The 18,246-nt window shown below is 24.5% G+C and carries 20 protein-coding genes and 2 tRNA genes; 4 read left to right on the plus strand and 18 right to left on the minus strand.

Going from position 1 to position 18,246, the window contains the following annotated elements; translation table 11 throughout:
- Positions 1 to 13: 13 nt before the first annotated feature.
- Positions 14 to 166 (plus strand): 50S ribosomal protein L34, encoded by a 153-nt coding sequence (rpmH, locus tag H0H77_RS02950; RefSeq protein WP_185851558.1) that lies wholly within the window; start codon positions 14 to 16, stop codon positions 164 to 166.
- Here rpmH and H0H77_RS02955 read toward each other — a convergent pair.
- Positions 153 to 1,226 carry a M14 family zinc carboxypeptidase gene (locus H0H77_RS02955; protein WP_238783792.1) on the minus strand — a complete coding sequence of 358 codons (1,074 nt, stop codon included), beginning with the start codon at positions 1,224 to 1,226 and terminating at the stop codon, positions 153 to 155. The genes rpmH and H0H77_RS02955 overlap by 14 nt on opposite strands.
- 456 nt (positions 1,227 to 1,682) lie before the next feature.
- Here H0H77_RS02955 and H0H77_RS02960 point away from each other — a divergent pair, with 456 nt between their 5' ends.
- Together H0H77_RS02960 and H0H77_RS02965 are read left to right on the plus strand one after the other, a co-directional pair.
- Positions 1,683 to 2,354, plus strand: coding sequence for a CPBP family intramembrane glutamic endopeptidase (locus tag H0H77_RS02960; RefSeq protein ID WP_238783793.1), 672 nt, complete (start codon positions 1,683 to 1,685; stop codon positions 2,352 to 2,354).
- Between the two features lie 274 nt (positions 2,355 to 2,628).
- Positions 2,629 to 3,552, plus strand: a complete 924-nt coding sequence (locus H0H77_RS02965) for a ribonuclease Z (RefSeq protein ID WP_185851561.1) — start codon at positions 2,629 to 2,631, stop codon at positions 3,550 to 3,552.
- Here H0H77_RS02965 and H0H77_RS02970 read toward each other — a convergent pair.
- Together H0H77_RS02970 and H0H77_RS02975 are read right to left on the minus strand one after the other, a co-directional pair.
- Positions 3,549 to 4,721 (minus strand): ABC transporter permease, encoded by a 1,173-nt coding sequence (locus tag H0H77_RS02970; RefSeq protein WP_185851562.1) that lies wholly within the window; start codon positions 4,719 to 4,721, stop codon positions 3,549 to 3,551. The genes H0H77_RS02965 and H0H77_RS02970 overlap by 4 nt on opposite strands.
- Positions 4,718 to 5,059, minus strand: coding sequence for a ribosome-binding factor A (locus H0H77_RS02975; RefSeq protein ID WP_185851563.1), 342 nt, complete (start codon positions 5,057 to 5,059; stop codon positions 4,718 to 4,720). Before H0H77_RS02975 ends, H0H77_RS02970 begins: the two co-directional genes overlap by 4 nt.
- A 157-nt stretch (positions 5,060 to 5,216) precedes the next feature.
- Here H0H77_RS02975 and H0H77_RS02980 point away from each other — a divergent pair.
- Positions 5,217 to 5,290 (plus strand) — tRNA-Ile (locus H0H77_RS02980).
- A 10-nt stretch (positions 5,291 to 5,300) separates the two neighbouring features.
- On the opposite strand, the gene H0H77_RS02985 is transcribed toward H0H77_RS02980, so the two are convergent.
- From H0H77_RS02985 to H0H77_RS03055, 15 genes are all read right to left on the minus strand, one after another.
- Positions 5,301 to 5,374, minus strand: a tRNA-Arg gene (locus H0H77_RS02985).
- A gap of 21 nt (positions 5,375 to 5,395) precedes the next feature.
- Positions 5,396 to 5,662, minus strand: coding sequence for a 50S ribosomal protein L27 (gene rpmA / locus H0H77_RS02990; RefSeq protein WP_185851564.1), 267 nt, complete (start codon positions 5,660 to 5,662; stop codon positions 5,396 to 5,398).
- Positions 5,652 to 6,035: a 50S ribosomal protein L21 gene (gene rplU, locus H0H77_RS02995; protein ID WP_185851565.1), complete on the minus strand. Its 384-nt coding sequence runs from the start codon at positions 6,033 to 6,035 to the stop codon at positions 5,652 to 5,654. Before rplU ends, rpmA begins: the two co-directional genes overlap by 11 nt.
- Positions 6,036 to 6,046: 11 nt before the next feature.
- Positions 6,047 to 7,282, minus strand: a complete 1,236-nt coding sequence (locus tag H0H77_RS03000) for an aminotransferase class V-fold PLP-dependent enzyme (protein WP_185851566.1) — start codon at positions 7,280 to 7,282, stop codon at positions 6,047 to 6,049.
- Between the two features lie 9 nt (positions 7,283 to 7,291).
- Entirely contained in the window at positions 7,292 to 8,590 is a 1,299-nt protein-coding gene (gene sufD / locus H0H77_RS03005) for a Fe-S cluster assembly protein SufD (RefSeq protein WP_185851567.1), read from the minus strand.
- Positions 8,591 to 8,609: 19 nt separating this feature from the next.
- Positions 8,610 to 9,371: a Fe-S cluster assembly ATPase SufC gene (gene sufC / locus H0H77_RS03010; RefSeq protein WP_185851568.1), complete on the minus strand. Its 762-nt coding sequence runs from the start codon at positions 9,369 to 9,371 to the stop codon at positions 8,610 to 8,612.
- A 28-nt stretch (positions 9,372 to 9,399) separates the two neighbouring features.
- Positions 9,400 to 10,833: a Fe-S cluster assembly protein SufB gene (gene sufB, locus H0H77_RS03015; protein WP_185851569.1), complete on the minus strand. Its 1,434-nt coding sequence runs from the start codon at positions 10,831 to 10,833 to the stop codon at positions 9,400 to 9,402.
- Between the two features lie 8 nt (positions 10,834 to 10,841).
- Positions 10,842 to 11,171 carry a HesB/IscA family protein gene (locus H0H77_RS03020; protein ID WP_185851570.1) on the minus strand — a complete coding sequence of 110 codons (330 nt, stop codon included), beginning with the start codon at positions 11,169 to 11,171 and terminating at the stop codon, positions 10,842 to 10,844.
- Between the two features lie 60 nt (positions 11,172 to 11,231).
- Positions 11,232 to 11,741, minus strand: coding sequence for a DUF192 domain-containing protein (locus tag H0H77_RS03025; RefSeq protein WP_185851571.1), 510 nt, complete (start codon positions 11,739 to 11,741; stop codon positions 11,232 to 11,234).
- Positions 11,738 to 12,649 (minus strand): prolipoprotein diacylglyceryl transferase, encoded by a 912-nt coding sequence (gene lgt / locus H0H77_RS03030; protein WP_238783794.1) that lies wholly within the window; start codon positions 12,647 to 12,649, stop codon positions 11,738 to 11,740. The genes H0H77_RS03025 and lgt overlap by 4 nt, the downstream gene beginning before the upstream one ends.
- Positions 12,650 to 12,656: 7 nt before the next feature.
- On the minus strand, positions 12,657 to 12,890 hold the full coding sequence (gene yidD / locus H0H77_RS03035; RefSeq protein ID WP_185851572.1) for a membrane protein insertion efficiency factor YidD: 234 nt from the start codon (positions 12,888 to 12,890) through the stop codon (positions 12,657 to 12,659).
- 38 nt (positions 12,891 to 12,928) lie between these two features.
- The gene (locus H0H77_RS03040) at positions 12,929 to 15,187 is read right to left on the minus strand and encodes an aconitate hydratase (RefSeq protein WP_185851573.1); all 2,259 of its coding nucleotides are present in this window, start codon (positions 15,185 to 15,187) and stop codon (positions 12,929 to 12,931) included.
- 29 nt (positions 15,188 to 15,216) lie between these two features.
- The gene (locus H0H77_RS03045) at positions 15,217 to 15,999 is read right to left on the minus strand and encodes an alpha/beta fold hydrolase (protein ID WP_185851574.1); all 783 of its coding nucleotides are present in this window, start codon (positions 15,997 to 15,999) and stop codon (positions 15,217 to 15,219) included.
- A gap of 7 nt (positions 16,000 to 16,006) precedes the next feature.
- Positions 16,007 to 16,777: a pyridoxine 5'-phosphate synthase gene (locus H0H77_RS03050; protein ID WP_185851575.1), complete on the minus strand. Its 771-nt coding sequence runs from the start codon at positions 16,775 to 16,777 to the stop codon at positions 16,007 to 16,009.
- 28 nt (positions 16,778 to 16,805) lie between these two features.
- Positions 16,806 to 18,077 carry a mechanosensitive ion channel family protein gene (locus H0H77_RS03055; RefSeq protein WP_185851576.1) on the minus strand — a complete coding sequence of 424 codons (1,272 nt, stop codon included), beginning with the start codon at positions 18,075 to 18,077 and terminating at the stop codon, positions 16,806 to 16,808.
- Between the last annotated feature and the right edge of the window lie 169 nt (positions 18,078 to 18,246).

The following is an 18,246-nucleotide window of genomic DNA, read 5'->3' on the forward strand; positions in this document are numbered from 1 at the left end:
AATTATTAAATGAATGAAAAGAACTTATCAACCTTCTAATAGAAAAAAAGTAAATGTTCATGGGTTTCTAAAAAGAATGAGAACAAAAAACGGAAAGAACATTCTCTCTAGAAGGAGAAAAAAAGGAAGAAAAAAATTAACAGTTTCTAATTTTAAAAAATTTTAAATAATAACTCTCTATCTCCAATCTCTGGAAAATTTCTAACTTCTTTTCCATTATAATGAAACTTTTTTCCATGAGTAATGATCTCTTCATATGCAAAAAAATTAGACAAATCTCCTATATCAACTATTTTTGAAATAAAATTAATTTTCTTTTGAAAAGGATCAAATTCTTCATATCTCATAATCCCTATATCAACTAGAAACTTTTTTTTTCCTTTCTGTATTTGAACCTCTCTATAAATTTTATCAAATAGATTTTTTTTATTTTCAGGAATGAAAAAATAAGATTTGTAATTCTTCTCAATAGATTTTTCTTTAGTAGAAAAAAAATAAAATCCTGCAAGAATAGATAAAGTATTATATTTTTTAATAATTTCTTTTTGACTATCTTTGGGATAAAATCCTGCTTCAAAAAGAATGCAAGGATAACCTTTTTCTTGTAAATTATCTCCAGTAGCTGTAGGAAATAATTCATCAGAATATCTTCCTATTGATCCTATTTTTGGTAACACTTTTTTCATACTATTTGTAATAGAATAGATTAATCCCATGGCTTTTTTTCTTTCTTTAGTAACTTTTGTAGGTCCTTTTACAGAAGGTGCTAAAAAAGATAAAATAGCTGGATTAAAAAATTTATCTCCAATATTATAAATACTTCTTTGATCATGTAAATTAAATAAAATATGAGGGTGATTTTTTTCTATTTCAGATAATAAGATCCTAATTTCTGGAGATTGCAAACGAAGAACATCTCGATTCAAATCAATATTCACAGAGTTACGTCTTTTAAATTTATTAGATCCATCAGGATTTAACATAGGAATAAAAAAAATGGTTAAATTTTTTCTTAAAAATCTAACTAGATCATATTCTTCTTTTTTTTTAAAAAAATGAAAAATATCAAACATCGCTCTTGTTCCTGTAGTTTCATTTCCATGCATTTGGGACCAAATAAAAATTTTTATCTTTCCTGTCCCCCATTGAAATTTAAAAATTTTCCTTCCCTCTACAGAAATTCCTACAGGAACAATGGAACATATATTTTCATATTTTTTTATCATTTTTAGTAGTTGAGAATATCTGAAAAAAATTCTAGAATGATTTAGACTTTTTTTGTCTAAGAAAAAAAATTCATAATTTTTAAACAAAAAATGGATATCAAAATTTATCATCAAATTTTTATTTATTTTTAAAAAAATTATTTGATTAAATCATAAAAAAAAATACAAAAAGTAAAAAATGATAAAAAATATGCTTTACTTTGTAAGTAGTAAAAGAAAAATAAACGATAAAATTTATTTTATATGAAAAAAAATGTTAAAATCTATAGCAGAAAACAAAGATATAAAATAATTTTTTTATATATATAATAACGAATTTTTATTTTTTATGATATGAAGAACTATTTCAAAATAAATTATATTGAATCATTTTTATTAATTTTATCTTTTACTGCTTTAAATTTATTCAATTTCATTTTTAGAAAGTTATTGATTGTTATAAACTTACCTGAAAGTATGATATTTGCCATATCATATACAATTCCTTTTATTTTTTTATTTCTTTTAATTTCTCATCAAGCTAAAAAAAAAAATCTTCTCATTGAATTCTCATTTAAAATTTCTCCATGGTATATTTATCTTGTCACTTCTTGTGTGATGTTTTGTCTGATCATACTTAATGACTGTATTACTTCATTTGTTCCAAAAGAAGGACCATTATTAGGAGATATGTATAAAGAAATAGAAGATTTTATGAAAGAAGAATCTAAAAATACAATTCCATTTCTTTCTACTACCGTTTTATTAGCGCCTATATGCGAAGAAGTTCTTTTTAGAGGAATTATTTTAAATGGAATGTTAAAAAATAAAATACATCCAATAAAAGCTATTCTTTTTTCCTCTTTTTTATTTGGACTAACTCACATGAATCCTTGGCAATTTGTAGGAGGTTTTTTAATTGGAAATTTTATAGGATTCATATATTTTACAACTAACTCTATACTGGATTGCATTTTATGGCATATTTTTAATAATGCTCTTGCTATTGTTACTATGTTTTTTTTCAATGAAGAAATACTTTCAAATCAATCAAATTTTAATAGCATCATTTTATCAATTTTAATAATTAGTTGTTTAGTTATTCCAGCAGGTTGTGTTTTTCTTTTCAAAAAAAGAAGAAAAATATGAAACAAATTGTTTTTGCTACAAAAAAATTCTTTAAAACAGGATTTTTTTTCAAAAAAACAAGAAATATGTTTTTTTGACTCTTAAGAATAGAATATTTAGATGGAACTCCTGGAATCTATTCCTACAGATATCCTTCCCTTGATAGAAAGGATAGAAGAAAAAATTGAATGAAAATATTTCTAAAAAAATTATTGTTAAAGAAATGAATCTATAGAATTCAAGCTTTTAAAAAGCTTATTAAGCTTATTCATCTAATATAGAGATAAATAAAATAATGAGAAGACCTTCATTAACTATATTGGGTTGTCATTCTTCAATTCCAACAGATAAATTTTATCCTACAGCTCAAATATTGGAGATGAAGGGATATTCTTTTCTCATTGATTGTGGAGAAGGAACTCAAGTTCAATTAAGAAAAGCAAAAATAAAATTTAATAGAATAGTGCATATATTTATATCTCATTTACATGGAGATCATTTTTTTGGTCTTATAGGACTCCTATCAACTTTTCATTTATTAGGAAGAGAAAAATCAGTAAGTATTTATGCTCCAAAAGGATTAAAAGAAATTATTGATACTCATTTTAAATGGTCTTATACAAAACTTAAATATTGTATTGATCACATCGAATTATCTTCTGAAAAAGAAGAAAAAATTATGGAAAATGAAAAAATAGAAGTATATACCATTCCACTAAAACATAGAATTTATACAAATGGATTTCTTTTCAAAGAAAAACCAAATAATAATAGAAAATTAAACATGAAAGAAATTCAAAAAATTCCAGACATTAAAATTATAGATTACAAAAACTTAAAACTTGGAAAAGACTTTATGACAAATGAAGGAAAAATTATTCCTAATTGTCAACTAACGTTCGATCCTTCTAAAATATTATCTTATGCTTTTTGTTCAGACACCTCTTATTATTTACCTATTATAGAACAGATAAAATCTGTAGATTTATTATATCATGAATCCACTTTCTTAAAAAAAGAAGAAAATAGAGCAATTAATACAGGACATTCTACGGCAAAACAAGCTGCTTATATGGCGAAAAAAGCCAAAGTGAAAAAATTACTATTAGGACATTATTCTAATAGATTTCCAAACATTAAAGAATTTGAAAAAGAAGCAAAAGAAATTTTTTCTAATGTAGAAGCATCAGAACCTTTAAAAAGGTATTTTTTAGATTAAAAATATCTCTTCCTATAAGAAAGGAAAGAGACAATAATTCCCACAAAAAAAATAACAGGTGTTATAAGAAAAAAATCTTCTATTGTAAATTTTAAGGGAAAAGGAATTTTCTCTACAATCATAAAAATATGATATGTTTTTTGTAAGAAAAAAACGATGTAAGAGACAAAAATTCCAGTAACCCATCCAAAAAAAGTAATAAGAATTCCTATATAAAAAAAAATTTTTTTTATATCATATAATGAATACCCAAAACTCCATAATACAAAAAGTTGATTTTTTTTATCTATTTGCAAAATATAAATGGCACTCATTAAGTTGAATCCAGTAATTAATGCAATTAAACTGAATAAAAAATAAATGAATATTTTTTCCGTATTTATAACTTTATAAAAAGCTTTTTCCTCTTCTATACGTGTTTTTATTAAAAACTGAGATCCCAATTTTTTTTTCAATATTCTTTTTATTTGTTCGACATTTTCATTCTTACTAATTTTTATTTCTAATGTCTGAAAAACATTTCTTTTTATTAAATTTTGAATCTCATAAAGATCACAAAATAAATATTTATGATCAGTTTGTTGATTGAATTTAAAAAATCCTTTTATTTTTGCTTTTTTTTCTATAAAAAAAGGAACTAAATGTTTATTTTTTTTAAAAAAATAAAAAAATTTAATTTTTACAGGAAGAAATGACAAATAATGAATTATCGGAAAAAATAAACTGACATATATATTCATTTTATCATTTTTTGTATTTTTGTTTATGATAATTTTTTGAAAAATATTCATAACTTTTTGGTATTCAGAATCGACCCCTTTTAAATAAAATAAATAGACATCATCTTTATAGTGGAAATAAACTTTTTTTTCCATAGTTTTAGAAAAAGCCAAAATACCTTTTGTATCTTTTATTTTTTTCAATAGAATATTGTCATTAACATGAATTTCTTTCTCATTAGAATTAGAAGAAATAGTAATATCAGGATAATGAGTCTTGTAAAATTTTACATTTAAATCTTTTAATCCAGAAAATACAGATAAAATTATAGATAAGGTCAATGTAGATATAGTAAGAGAGAGAGTCGATAAAAAAAGAATAATATTAACAATATTTGTTTTTTTTTTAGAAAAAAAATATCGTATTGATATATAAAAAGAAGTTTTCAAAAATTATAAAAAAATTTTTTTTCTTTTTTTTCCATAATTTCTAAAGATTTATCCAAACAAAAATCTAATTCTGGAATTTTTTTAACGCGATATCTAAGTTTTTTAGATAATAATTTTCTGTAAAAACCAGAATTTAAACGAATTTTTTTTAAAATATTTTTATCTAAAAAAGGATATATTGCTATATATCCCATTATGAAACTCATATCACATGAAAGATAAACTCTAATTAAAGTAACTAAATAATTACTACTACTATTATTAAATTCTTTGTGTAAAATTTCTGCAATTTCTGTATAAAATACTGAAGATAATTTTTTATTTCTAATAGTATCCATTTCTAATATGATTTTTTAATCAACATTCAATAATAATAAAAAAACAAAGAATGGATCATTTTTGAATTTGAAATCAAAAAAAAATTTGTAATAGGTTAAATATTGTTGTAACATTGCATTTATATATTCAAATTTATCTTCATCATTATTATTATTGGGTCCCATAGCTCAGTTGGTTAGAGCACCTGACTCATAATCAGGGTGTCGCTGGTTCAAATCCAGCTGGGACCATTTTAATAGATGACCGGGGGGGGATTCGAACCCACAACTTACAGTTTAGGAAACTGTTGCTCTATCCTATTGAACTACCCAGTCAATGTCAATAAAAAAAATTAATCAATTTTCCTGTTCCTGTTGTATAACAGATACAAATGATCTGTTTTTTCTTTTCTTTTTAAAGAGAACAAAACCATTTTTTACAGCATACAAAGTATGATCCTTTCCTATTTTTACATTTTTTCCAGGATGATGTTTTGTTCCTCTTTGACGAATAATTATTCCTCCAGATTTAACATATTGGTTTCCATATATTTTTACTCCTAATCTTCTTCCTTTTGAATCTCTTCCATTTCTAGAACTTCCTGAACCTTTTTTATGAGCCATTCAATGAAAATTTATTATTATTCTCTTCTATTTTTTCTTTAGAAACAGATTTTTTTTCTAAAAAAGAAATTACTTTAATTTTTGTAAAAAAAGGTCTAAATCCATTTTTTACTTGATATCCTTTTCTTCTTTTTTTTTTAAAAATAATTATTTTATTTCCTTTTAAATGTTTCAAAATTTCTACTTGAACATTTATATCTTCCAAAAAAGGAGTTCCTATTTTAGAAAAACCGTTTTTATAAAAAAAAAGAACTTTGTTCAAAATAATTTTTTCTCCTAAATTTATAGAAGAAGAAAGGGAAGGAACATATACATATTGGTTTTCAATCAATTTGAATTGTTTTCCCAAAAAATAAACAATAGCATATATCATAAAAAATTTCTTTAAGACTTAAACAAAAACTTTTTTGCTTTTAAAAGACCATCAAACAAATAATCTATTTCTTTAAAAGTATTATATACAGAAAAACTTACACGAATCATTCCTGTTACATTAAAAAAACTCATTAGAGGGTGAGCACAAAGATGGCCCGTTCTAACAGCAATTCCTAAACGATCTAAAACACTTCCTACATCAAAACAATGCAATTTACTTAAATTAAATGAGATGATACTAGATTTTTCTTTAGGATCATTATTTCCATATAATTGAATTCCATCAATATCATTTAATCGTTTTATAGCATAAATTAAAAGTTTTTCTTTATAAGATTGGATATTTTTTATTCCTATTTTCTCTACAAAATCTATAGCAGCTCCCCAAACAATAATTCCTTCTATATTGGGAGTTCCAGCTTCAAATTTGAATGGTAAGTCTGAGTAAATAGTTTTTTTAAAACTTACTTTCTTTATCATTTCTCCACCTCCTTGATAAGGAGAAAGATTTTCTAATATTTTCTCTTTTCCATATAAAACTCCAATTCCAGTAGGTCCATACATTTTATGCGCAGAAAAAACATAAAAATCCGTATTTAGATCTTGTACATTTAAACATAAATTGGACATAGCTTGTGCTCCATCAATCAAAACTAAAGCTCCATATTCGTGAGATTTATCAATAATCTTTTTAATAGGATTAATTATTCCTAAAACATTAGATATATGATTAATAGCTACAATTTTTGTTTTCTCTGAAATTAAAAATTCAAAATGTTCTAACTGCAAAATTCCATTTTTATTAATAGGAATAATCTTTAATAATGCTTCTTTTTTCTCACAAAGAATTTGCCATGGAACAATATTTGAGTGGTGTTCAAGATAAGAAATAATAATTTCATCTCCTTTTTTGATTAAAGGAGTTATGCTATATGCTACTAAATTAATAGATTCTGTAGCTCCCTTTGTAAAAATAATTTCTGAAGGAGATTTTGCATGAATAAATCTTTGAATTTTTTTTCTGACTTTCTCTACATGAAAAGTGGCTTTTTGACTAAGGAAATGAAATCCACGATGGATATTAGAATTCATTGTAGAATAATAATTTTCAGAAGCCCGAATCACTTGTAAAGGTTTTTGAGTAGTTGCTGCATTATCTATATAGACTAAAGGATTAGAATCAATTTTTTGATTCAAAATTGGAAATTGATTCCTAATTTTTTGAATTTTTTCTTGTGAAAGCATATATTATGATTAATATATATCTAATTTTTTTTTCATTTTTTTTAAAAGTAAATTTTTCAGTTTAAAAATATTAATAGATTTCAATATTTCTTCTAAAAAAGAAAATAGCAATAAAGCTCTACTTTTTGTTTCTGGAATCCCTCTTGATTGAAAATAAAACAAATCAGAATCATGAATATTTCCAACAGTACAACCATGCGAACATTTTACATCATCAGAAAAAATTTCCAATTGAGGATTAGTATATATGCAAGCTTCATTAGAAAGAAGAATATTATTGTTTCTTTGAAACGCATTAATTCCTTTGATCCATTTATTTACAATAATTTTCCCATTAAAGATTCCTTTAGATTTTCCCCATAAAATATTTTTGTATAACTGAAAACTAATAGAATTAGAATAGAGATGATCTACTAAAGTATGATGGTCTATCAATTGATTTTCTGATAAAAGAGATATTCCGTATAAATAAGAAGAAGCGGATTCTCCATGAGAATAAACATTTAAATTATTTCTAATCAATTTTCCTTGAAGAGAAAAAGTATAAATTGAACATTTACTATAAAGTTTTTGTTTAAAAAAAGTGTTATCGATCATGGAATGTTCTTTCAAATCATCTTGAATCTTATAAAATTCTATTTTGCTATTATAAAAAGCATAAATTTCACTGGTTGAATTGATCAATCCCAAATATTTTTTTAAACATCTATGATGTTCAACTATTTTAACAGAAGAATATTTTCCGACTATAATCAAATTTCTTGGATGAAAAAAAATTTCTGATTCTGTGGAAATGTGTAATATTTCTATTGGTTTTTTCAAAAAAATATTATCAGGAATATGAATATACACTCCATCTTTTGAAAAGATGGAATTTAAAGTATTAAAAGCATCATATTTATATGATAATTTTCCATAAAAATTTCTAATCATTTCTTCTTTTTGTGAAGCAATATTGGATATAATAATACTATTATCTATGCTAGTAGAATTAGAAGAAGATGTTGTATGAGAAAAAAATGAATTATATTTTCCATTAACAAAAATAATAAGAAAAGAATCCTTAAAATAAAGAGATTCTTTAATTATAGATTCTAAATTTTGTTTTTCTTTAAAAAAATTATCTTTTTGATTCAGAATTGAGTGAATATTCGTATTTTTCCATTCTTCATCTGTATAAGATGGAAATCCTTTTTTTTTAAATAGATCAATAGATTCACGTTGTACCATAGACATATATGTATTTTCTACATTCCAATTTTTCTCTGAATCTGAGAAATAGGAAAGAATTCTATCTTTTAACGTCATATGTGTATAACATAATTAATTAAGGTGATTTTTTGTTATTTATCCAATAATCATATCCTTCTTTTTCCAATTTTTCTGCTAGATCTTTATTTCCGGATTGAACAATTCTTCCATCATATAAAATATGTATAATATAATCTGAAGATAAATAATCTAACATTCTTTTATAGTGAGTAATAATTAAAATAGAATTTCTTTCGTTTTTTAAAAAATAATTAATTCCTTTTGCCACAGTACGTAATGCATCTATATCCAGCCCTGAATCCACTTCATCTAAAATTGATAATAAGGGATCTAACATTGACATTTGAAATATTTCATTACGTTTTTTTTCTCCTCCTGAAAATCCTTCATTTAAAGAACGATAAAAAAATTTTTTTTCTATATTTAGAGAAACAGATTTTTCTTTACTCTTAACAAGTATTTCTTTAGCAGACATTTTATTCATTCCTTTAGCTTTACGAGACTCATTTATTGCCGTTTTAATAAAATTCATCACCGAAATACCTGGTATTTCTACTGGATGTTGAAAAGACATAAAAATTCCTAAATGCGCACGTTCTTCCGGAGAAAGATTTTTTAAATTTTTCTTTAGAAAGAAAATATTTCCTTTTGTTATATTGTATTCTTTTTTTCCAGAAATTACAGAAGCAAGTGTACTTTTTCCAGATCCATTTGGCCCCATAATTACATGAATTTCTCCTGAAAGGATTTCTAAATTTATTCCTTGAAGAATTTTTTTTCCTTTTATAGAAACATGCAAATTTTTTATACTCAACATAACAAAAAAACACTATGTAATTTTTTCATTATCCAACAGATCCTTCCAAAGATATTTCTAAAAGATTTTTAGCTTCTACCGCAAATTCCATAGGAAGTTTTTTTAATATTTCATTGCTAAATCCATTAACAATAAGAGATATTGCTTTTTCTGTATTAATACCACGTTGGTTACAATAAAAAATTTGATCTTTTCCTATTTTTGAAGTAGTTGCTTCATGTTCTACTTGAGAATTAGAATTATATACCTGAATATAAGGAAAAGTATGAGCTTCACACTGATTTCCTATCAATAATGAATCACATTGAGAAAAATTCCGTGATTTTATAGCTTTAGGGGAAATTTTCACTAATCCTCTATAATTATTTTTAGCTTTACCAGAAGAAATTCCTTTTGAAATAATTACACTTCTAGTTTGTTTTCCGATATGAATCATTTTAGTTCCTGTATCCGCTTGTTGAAAATTTTTAGTCAATGCTAAAGAATAAAATTCTCCCATAGAGAAATCTCCTTTTAGAATACAAGATGGATATTTCCAAGTAATGGATGATCCAGTTTCTACTTGAATCCAAGATATTTTAGCATGATTTTCACATAACCCACGTTTTGTCACAAAATTAAAAACTCCTCCTTCTCCTTCTTTGTTTCCAGGATACCAATTTTGAACTGTTGAATATTTTACTTCAGAATCTTCCAAAGCTAAAATTTCTACTACAGCAGCATGTAATTGATTTTCTTTTCTTTGCGGAGCTGTACATCCTTCCAAATAACTGACATAAGATCCTTTATCTGCAATAATTAAAGTTCTCTCGAATTGACCTGTTCTACTTTCGTTAATACGAAAATATGTTGATAACTCCATAGGACATCTAATTTTTTTTGGAACATAACAAAATGAACCATCTGAAAATACAGCTGAATTTAAAGCTGCATAAAAATTATCATTGTTTGAAACAACTGAACCTAAATATCTTTTTACAAGATCTGGATATTGTTTTAAAGCATCACTGATAGAACAAAATATAATTCCCTTATCTTTTAATTTTTTTTGAAATGTGGTAACTAAAGAAACAGAATCTAAAACAATATCTGTTGCAATTCCAGAAAAAGATTTTTTTTCCTCTATAGAAATCCCTAACTTGTCAAATGTATTGTTTAACAGTTCCGTATCTTTTTCATTTAATTCTTTTTTTGGAGCAGAATAATAACTAATATTTTGAAAATTAGGATTTTTAAAATTGACGTTTGCCCATTTAGGAGGTTTCATTTTTTTCCATATATCATATGATTCTAATCTCCAATTTAACATCCATGTTGGTTCGTTTTTTTTTTCTGATATTTTTTGAATAATTTTTTCATTTAATCCAACTGGAATTTTATCCGATTTTATTGGAGTGTAAAATCCATATTTATATTCAGAATTTGTGAAATTTTCTAATATTTTATTATTATCTTTTTTCATTTCATTTTTTATGAAGAAAAACTTTTTCCACATCCACAAGTGTGTTGAGCATTAGGATTTTTAAAATAAAATCCTTTTCCATTAAGACCTCCTGAATATTCTAATGTAGTTCCTGATAAATAAGGAATACTATTTTTATCTACCAATATCTTCATATTTTCATGTTGAAAAAGTTGATCTTCTTTTTTTTGAACTTTATCAAAAGTCAGTTCGTAAGATAACCCAGAGCATCCTCCACTTTTTACTCCAAATCTAACAAAAGAAACATCGTTAGAAATACCTTCTTCTTCCATAAGAGAAATCAATTTCTTTTTAGCTTGATCAGATATAAAAACCATAATACTTAATAATTTAAAGTTATTGTCAATAATAATAAAAATAAATAAAAAGAATGAGAATTAATTTTTTAAAACATCAATTATTTTCGTTACACCTATTTTTATTCCCCATTTATCTGTCATTCCTGCATTTACTTCTAAAATATATTTAATATTGTTATTATAATTTCCTTCTTCTATTTCTATTTCCATTTCAGGATAAACATGTTTATTTACAAATATAACAGTATGATTTTTATCAAGAAAAATAATATCTAAAGGAATCCTCATTTCTTTCATATTTATTATTTTTTGAATTTCTTCCTTGTTTCTTAAAAAAAACAACATTCCACTATTTTTCTTTAAAAAAGATCTATATTTTAATCCGTTTTTTTTCTCTAGATCACTACTTGCAAATTCTATATTAATTTTTTTAATAATAAAATTTTCATTCTTCATATATAATTCTCCATGTTTGATAAATTCGATTTCCAATTGATCTCCCATATCTGAAAATAACAAAAAATCATTCTTATTTCTTTCAGAGGATAAAAAAAATAAAGTCATTATCAATGTTAATAAAAATTTCATGAAAAAAAATATTTCTTTTTTCTTAAAGAAAGAAGTATAAAAACTCCAAAAATAATATATGGAATACTAAGGCATTGTCCCGTATTAAAAGATAACATATGAATGATTTCATCTCCTTGTGGTTCTTTCATAAATTCTAAAAAAAAACGAGTAGACCAAAGAAGAACAAAAAATATTCCAGATATATATCCAATTTTTACATTTTTTTTTCGATATAAAAACCATAAAAATAAAAAAATGAATAAATAACTAATAGATTCATATATTTGTGTAGGATGTCTAGGAATTATTTCTCCATATTCTGTATCCATTTGTAAAAATTTTACTGCCCAAGGCACCATTTCACATGGTTTTCCTACAATTTCAGAATTGAAAAAATTTCCTATTCTTATAAAAACTGCAGATAATGACACAACAATACATAATCTATCACATAACCAAAAAAAAGATTTTTTTAAAATTCTTTTGCTATAAAAGAAACTAGATAAAATAATTCCTATAGTTGCTCCATGACTAGATAATCCTCTATATCCAACAAATTCATAACCTTTTATTATTCCTAAAAACAAACTTTCTTTAGGGTTTTCTCTTATGGGGAAAAAAGCTTCTATCCAATGATGATCTGAAAAATATAAGAAATCATAAAAAAAAATTTGACCTAATCTTGCTCCTATAATAGTTCCTAAAAAAGTATATACCAATAAAGGTTCCAAATATTTATGGTTGATATTATCAACTCTATAAATATATTTCATGATAGACCATCCTGTTATAAAAGAAAGAACAAACATTAAACTATAAACATGAATAGAAAAACCTTTGAAAGAAAATTTAGTTATTGGATCCCAATCTATATAATAATATTCCACTAATATTTTCATGATTTTCATACAGTATAAGTATATCATACTCGTTTTATTTATTATTATTCACAGGATCAAATCCTGATTTTCCCCATGGATGACATCTAAGAATTCTTTTTAATCCAATAATAAAAGCTTGAAAGATATTTTTTTCTTTTTTCAGCGATTGAATCATATAATCGGAACAAGTTGGAATATATCTACAATTTTTTCCTATCCATGGAGATATTCCTATTTGATAAAATAGAATACTCTTTAAAAGAAAAATCTTAACGATTTTTATCATTTCATTGATAATAATAATGATAAAAAAAAATTAGAATATTAATTCTTATTTCTTCTTATGAAATTTAAAAAAGAACCATATATAAACCATTGAATTTGTTTTTCATTATAAGAATGTTTAGCTATTATGTTGTCTTGATTTCCATTTTTATGAACCAATTTTATATTGATATTTTTTTTAGGAAAAAAATTTCTTATATAAAAATGAAAAGTATCCTCCTCTTGAATTTTATGATAATCTGAAGAATCCAAAAAAGTCAAAGCTAAAATCCCTTGTTTTTTTAAATTAATCTCATGAATTCTGGAAAAAGATTTTGCAATAATCACACGAACTCCTAAAAAACGAGGTTCCATAGCTGCATGTTCTCTTGAAGATCCTTCTCCATAATTTTCATCTCCTACAATTAAAGTAGAAATATTTTTTGATTTATAAAATTTTGCTACATCAAGAATGTCTCCATAATTTCCTGTTAAAATATTTTTTATATGATTAGTTTTTTCATTAAAAGCATTAACAGCTCCAATTAACAAATTTTCTGAAATTTTTTCAAGGTGTCCTCTATATCTTAGCCATGGCCCAGCCATAGAAATATGATCAGTAGTACATTTTCCTTTTATTTTTATTAAAAGCTTTACATTTAATAAATCTTTTCTATTCCAAGAAGGAAACGGAGATAAAACTTGCAAACGTTTTGAATTTGAATCAATTTTAATATCTATGTTATTATTATTTTTAGGATCTTCATATCCTAATTCTGATAGGTTATAATTTCTTAAAATGGGCATATTCATAGATATTGGTTCTTCAAATTTAACATATTCTCCCATTTCATTTTTTAATGAATCTCTTATAGGATCAAAGGTTAAATCTCCTGAAAAAATTAAAGCCGTTACAATTTCAGGAGAGGCAATAAAAGCATGTGTTTTAGGATTTCCATCGTTACGAGATGAAAAATTTCTGTTAAAAGAATGAATAATTGTATTTTTTTTATTATAACTATTTCCTTTTCTTTTCCATTGTCCAATACAAGGGCCACAAGCACTAGAGAAAATCTGAGCTCCAATCTTTTGAAAAAGAGAAACAAACCCCTGTTCTTTCATAAGTTTATACACCATATTGGATCCTGGTGTAATTAAAAATTCAGAAGAAATTTTTAGTTTTTTCTTTTTTGCTTGTTTAATTATAGATATTACTTTTGACATATCTTCATAAGAAGAATTTGTACAAGATCCAATTAATCCCACTTCTATTTTAGTAGGCCAATCATTTTTTTTAGCTTCTTCTTTCATTTTAGAAATTGGAATAGAACGATCAGGAGTGAAAGGACCGTTAATATATGGTTCTAATAAATCTAGATCTATTTTTATTACTTTATCATAATAAACATATGGATTTTTATAAACTTCTATATCTGCTTTCAAAAAATTTTTTATTTTATCAGCCATATCAGATATTTCTTTTCTTCCACTTTTATCTAAAAAATCTTTCATTTTTATATCATAAGGAAACAAAGAAGATGTCGCTCCTATTTCTGCCCCCATATTACATATAGTTGCCTTTCCTGTACAGGAAAGGCATTCTGTTCCTTCTCCAAAATATTCAATAATAGAATCTGTTGCTCCTTTTGTTCCAAGAATTCCAGATAATTTTAATATAATATCTTTAGGAGAAGCCCATCCATTTAATTTTCCTTTCAGATAAACTCCAATAATTTTTGGAATCTTTAACTCTAAAAAAGAACCAGACATAACTTCTATTGCATCTGCACCTCCTATTCCGATTCCTAACATTCCAAGTCCTCCAGAATTAGGAGTGTGAGAATCTGTCCCAATTATTATTCCTCCAGGGAATGCATAATTTTCCAAAATTACTTGATGAATGATTCCTGATCCAGGGGTCCAAAATCCAATTCCATATTTATTCGATGCAGATTTCAAAAAATTATAAATTTCCTGATTTTCTTGAAAATATTTTTTTAAATCTATGTCAAATCCATATTGAGCTTTTATTAAATGATCACAATGAATCGTTGTAGGAATTTCTGTTTTATTTTTTCCAGTCTGCATAAATTGAAGTAATGTCATTTGAGCGGTTGCATCTTGCATTGCAAGACGATTTGGTAAAATATTCAGATAAGATTCATTATTATTCGATAAATTTTTTTTATCATGAATTGAATGAGAATACAATATTTTCTCAGAATAAGTCATTGGTGAAGAAATTATGTTTCTAACTTTACTGATTCTAAATTTTAAATCGAAATAAAAATTACGAATCATGTCAAAATCAAAAATCATACAAATTTTTTTTTCTCTAAAGTTAGAAATTATACAATGAATTTAAAAAATAAAAAATCATAAATTTCTTTATAAAAATCTACTGGATTGTCTATATGGATCCAATGTTTTGCATTCTTAATGGTAAGAATTTTTGAATTTGGAAATAATTTTTTTATTGATAAATAATCTTTAGAAAGAACATAATTAGAATATTCTCCACGTAAAAAAAGTGCAGGACCATTATAAAAACCATTTTTAATCTCCTCACAAATTAAAGAATCATAGTTTTTTTCAATTCCAAATAAAAAAAAACGAAATGCTAATTTTCCATTTTTTTTTCTGTAAGTACATTTGGAAAAAAACACTCTTTTTTCTGTATTTTTAATAAATGGGTTTAAGAAAGAATCAAGATCTTTTCTTGTTTTGAGAATATCAAAGTTTACTTTTTTCAAAATTTGAATAATATTTTTTTGAGTGATATCAAAAGAATATGCTTTAGGAGTTATATCTACAATTACAATTTTTTCAGGAATAAATGGATATTTTATAGAAAATTTCATTACAGCTCTTCCTCCCATAGAATGACCTATTAATATTGGACGTGATAAACTATAATATTTAATGTATTCAAATATATCCTTTGAAATAAGATCATAATTCATTTCTATTGAAAAAAAACTTCTTCCATGATTTCTAATATCTAGCAAATGAACTTGGTAACTTTTTGAAAAAAAATTCGCAAAAGATATCCAATTCTCTCCATTTCCAAACAAACCATGAAAAACTAAAATAGGAAATCCATCTCCTAAAATTTTAGAATGCAAAATCATAATAATACTACTCTATTTTTCTATTTATTTCTTCATTTATATTATTTATGTTGTTAATGTTTGATGATTGAATTCTTTTTAAATAAGTTTGAATTGTATTTTCTAATCCCATATATAAAGAATCACTAATTAAAGAATGTCCTATAGAAACTTCAACAAGATTTGGTATTTTTTGAATTAAAAAAGAAATATTTTCTAAATTTAAATCATGACCTGCATTAACTAATAAGTGGTTTCTCATAGCTTCTTTTGCTGTTAAAATATAAGGATTAATACAATCCCATTTTTTATTAGCATATCCTATAGCAAAATATCCAGTATACAATTCTATTCTATCAGCACCTGTTTTTGCTGCATATGAAACAAATTTTGGATTGGGATCTAAAAAAATAGAAGTCCTAATTCCATGATCTTTTAATTTAGAAATTGTTTCAGTAAGTAAATCCTGATATAAAATTGTATTCCAACCTGCATTAGAAGTAACAGCATTATCAGAATCAGGAACCAAAGTTACTTGATTAGGAAGAATGTCTAATACTAATTTCATAAACTTCTTAATAGGTTTTCCTTCAATATTAAATTCTGTTCTAAGAATAGAATTTAAATCATAAACATCTTTATATGTAATATGTCTTTCATCAGGACGTGGATGAACTGTAATCCCATGAGCCCCAAATTTTTGAACATCTACTGCCACTTGTAAAAGATTTGGAATATTTCCTCCTCTTGCATTTCTTAATGTAGCTATTTTATTTAAATTAACACTTAATTTTACCATTTATTTTTTTTTAATTTGAAACTATTTTTCAATGAGAAACATTTGTAGCGACTTGTGTAACTTTTAAGTTAAATTCTTTAGCTGCTGTTAATAAATGATCAAAAACACTGGCTTGTATTTGCTCATATTTTACAGATTCAGAAGTATTTGTAAAACAGTATAATTCTATGGGAAGTCCATAAGGAGTAGGTTCTAAATGTCTAACCATTAAAGTTTCTGATTGTGATATTTTAGGATGTTGATGCAAATATTCTAATGCATATTGACGAAATAAACCAATATTAGTTAATCTTCTTCCATTAATATCCATACTAACATCTATATTTTTCTCTTTATTAAAAAGCTCTATTTCTTTTTGTTTTTTTTTAATATAATTTTTTATTAAATAAAAATGTTGAAATTTTTCTAATTTAGAAGAATTACAAAAGTGAAAAGATTGAATATTAAATAAAATAGATCTTTTTATTCTACGTATGTTCTTTTGACGCATTACTTCAAAATTTGTAACGGCAGTAGATATCAAGTCATAGGTAGGAATACTTGTAATCGTCTTATCAAAATTTTCTATTTTCGCAGAAATTAGATTAATCTCTATAACAGTTCCTTCTATACTATATTTTGGAATTCCTATCCAATCTCCTACTTTTATCATTTTTGTAGAAGCCATTTGGACTCCAGATACAAAACCCAAAATTGTATCTCTAAAAACTAATATTACAATAGCGGTGATAGCTCCTAAACTGGTAATAACAGAAAGAATATCGTTTTTCGTTAAAATAGAAATAATGATTAAAACACAAAATAGAATAGAAACAATTTTTAATAATTGAGAAAAAGAACGAACTGCAATTGTTTGATGATTATTTTCACTATTAGCAATTCTCATAATTGAATTAATAACTCTGATTAAAAACTGTAAAACAATCAGAACAAATAAAATATTAAATATTTTTTCCAAAAAAATAACAGTTGTATAATGATCCTTGAAAAAAGGCTTTAACAACAAAAATCCAATAGATAGTGGAAAAAAATGAGAAAAACTGTCAAAAACCTTATTTTCATACAAAATATTATCCCAAATAAAATGAGTAGAACTCACAATTCTTTTTCCTATAAAACGAACTCCTTTGTTGAAAATTAATTCTAAAATAATCAACAAAATTGTAAACAAAAAAATTTTACTAATTATAATAAATGTTATATTACTCCTTAAATCCAAATTATTATTTGAAATTAATAATAATTTATTATAAATCCATTCATATGAAATATTATCTAATATTTTTTCTAAAAAACACATAAATAAAACTCTTTATCCTTCTCAATCTCTAAGTTATTTCCTAAATTTTATTTTTTCAGTATTTCGTATTATTTTTTTTTATATGTAGATTGGAGATCTATATAATAGATATTGAATTTCTTTTCTTTGTTTATTTTTTTTGTGTAAAAAAAAATAGATTCAATTTTTA

The sequence above is a fragment of the Blattabacterium cuenoti genome (assembly GCF_014251255.1).
Taxonomy (GTDB): Bacteria; Bacteroidota; Bacteroidia; order Flavobacteriales; family Blattabacteriaceae; genus Blattabacterium; species Blattabacterium cuenoti_W.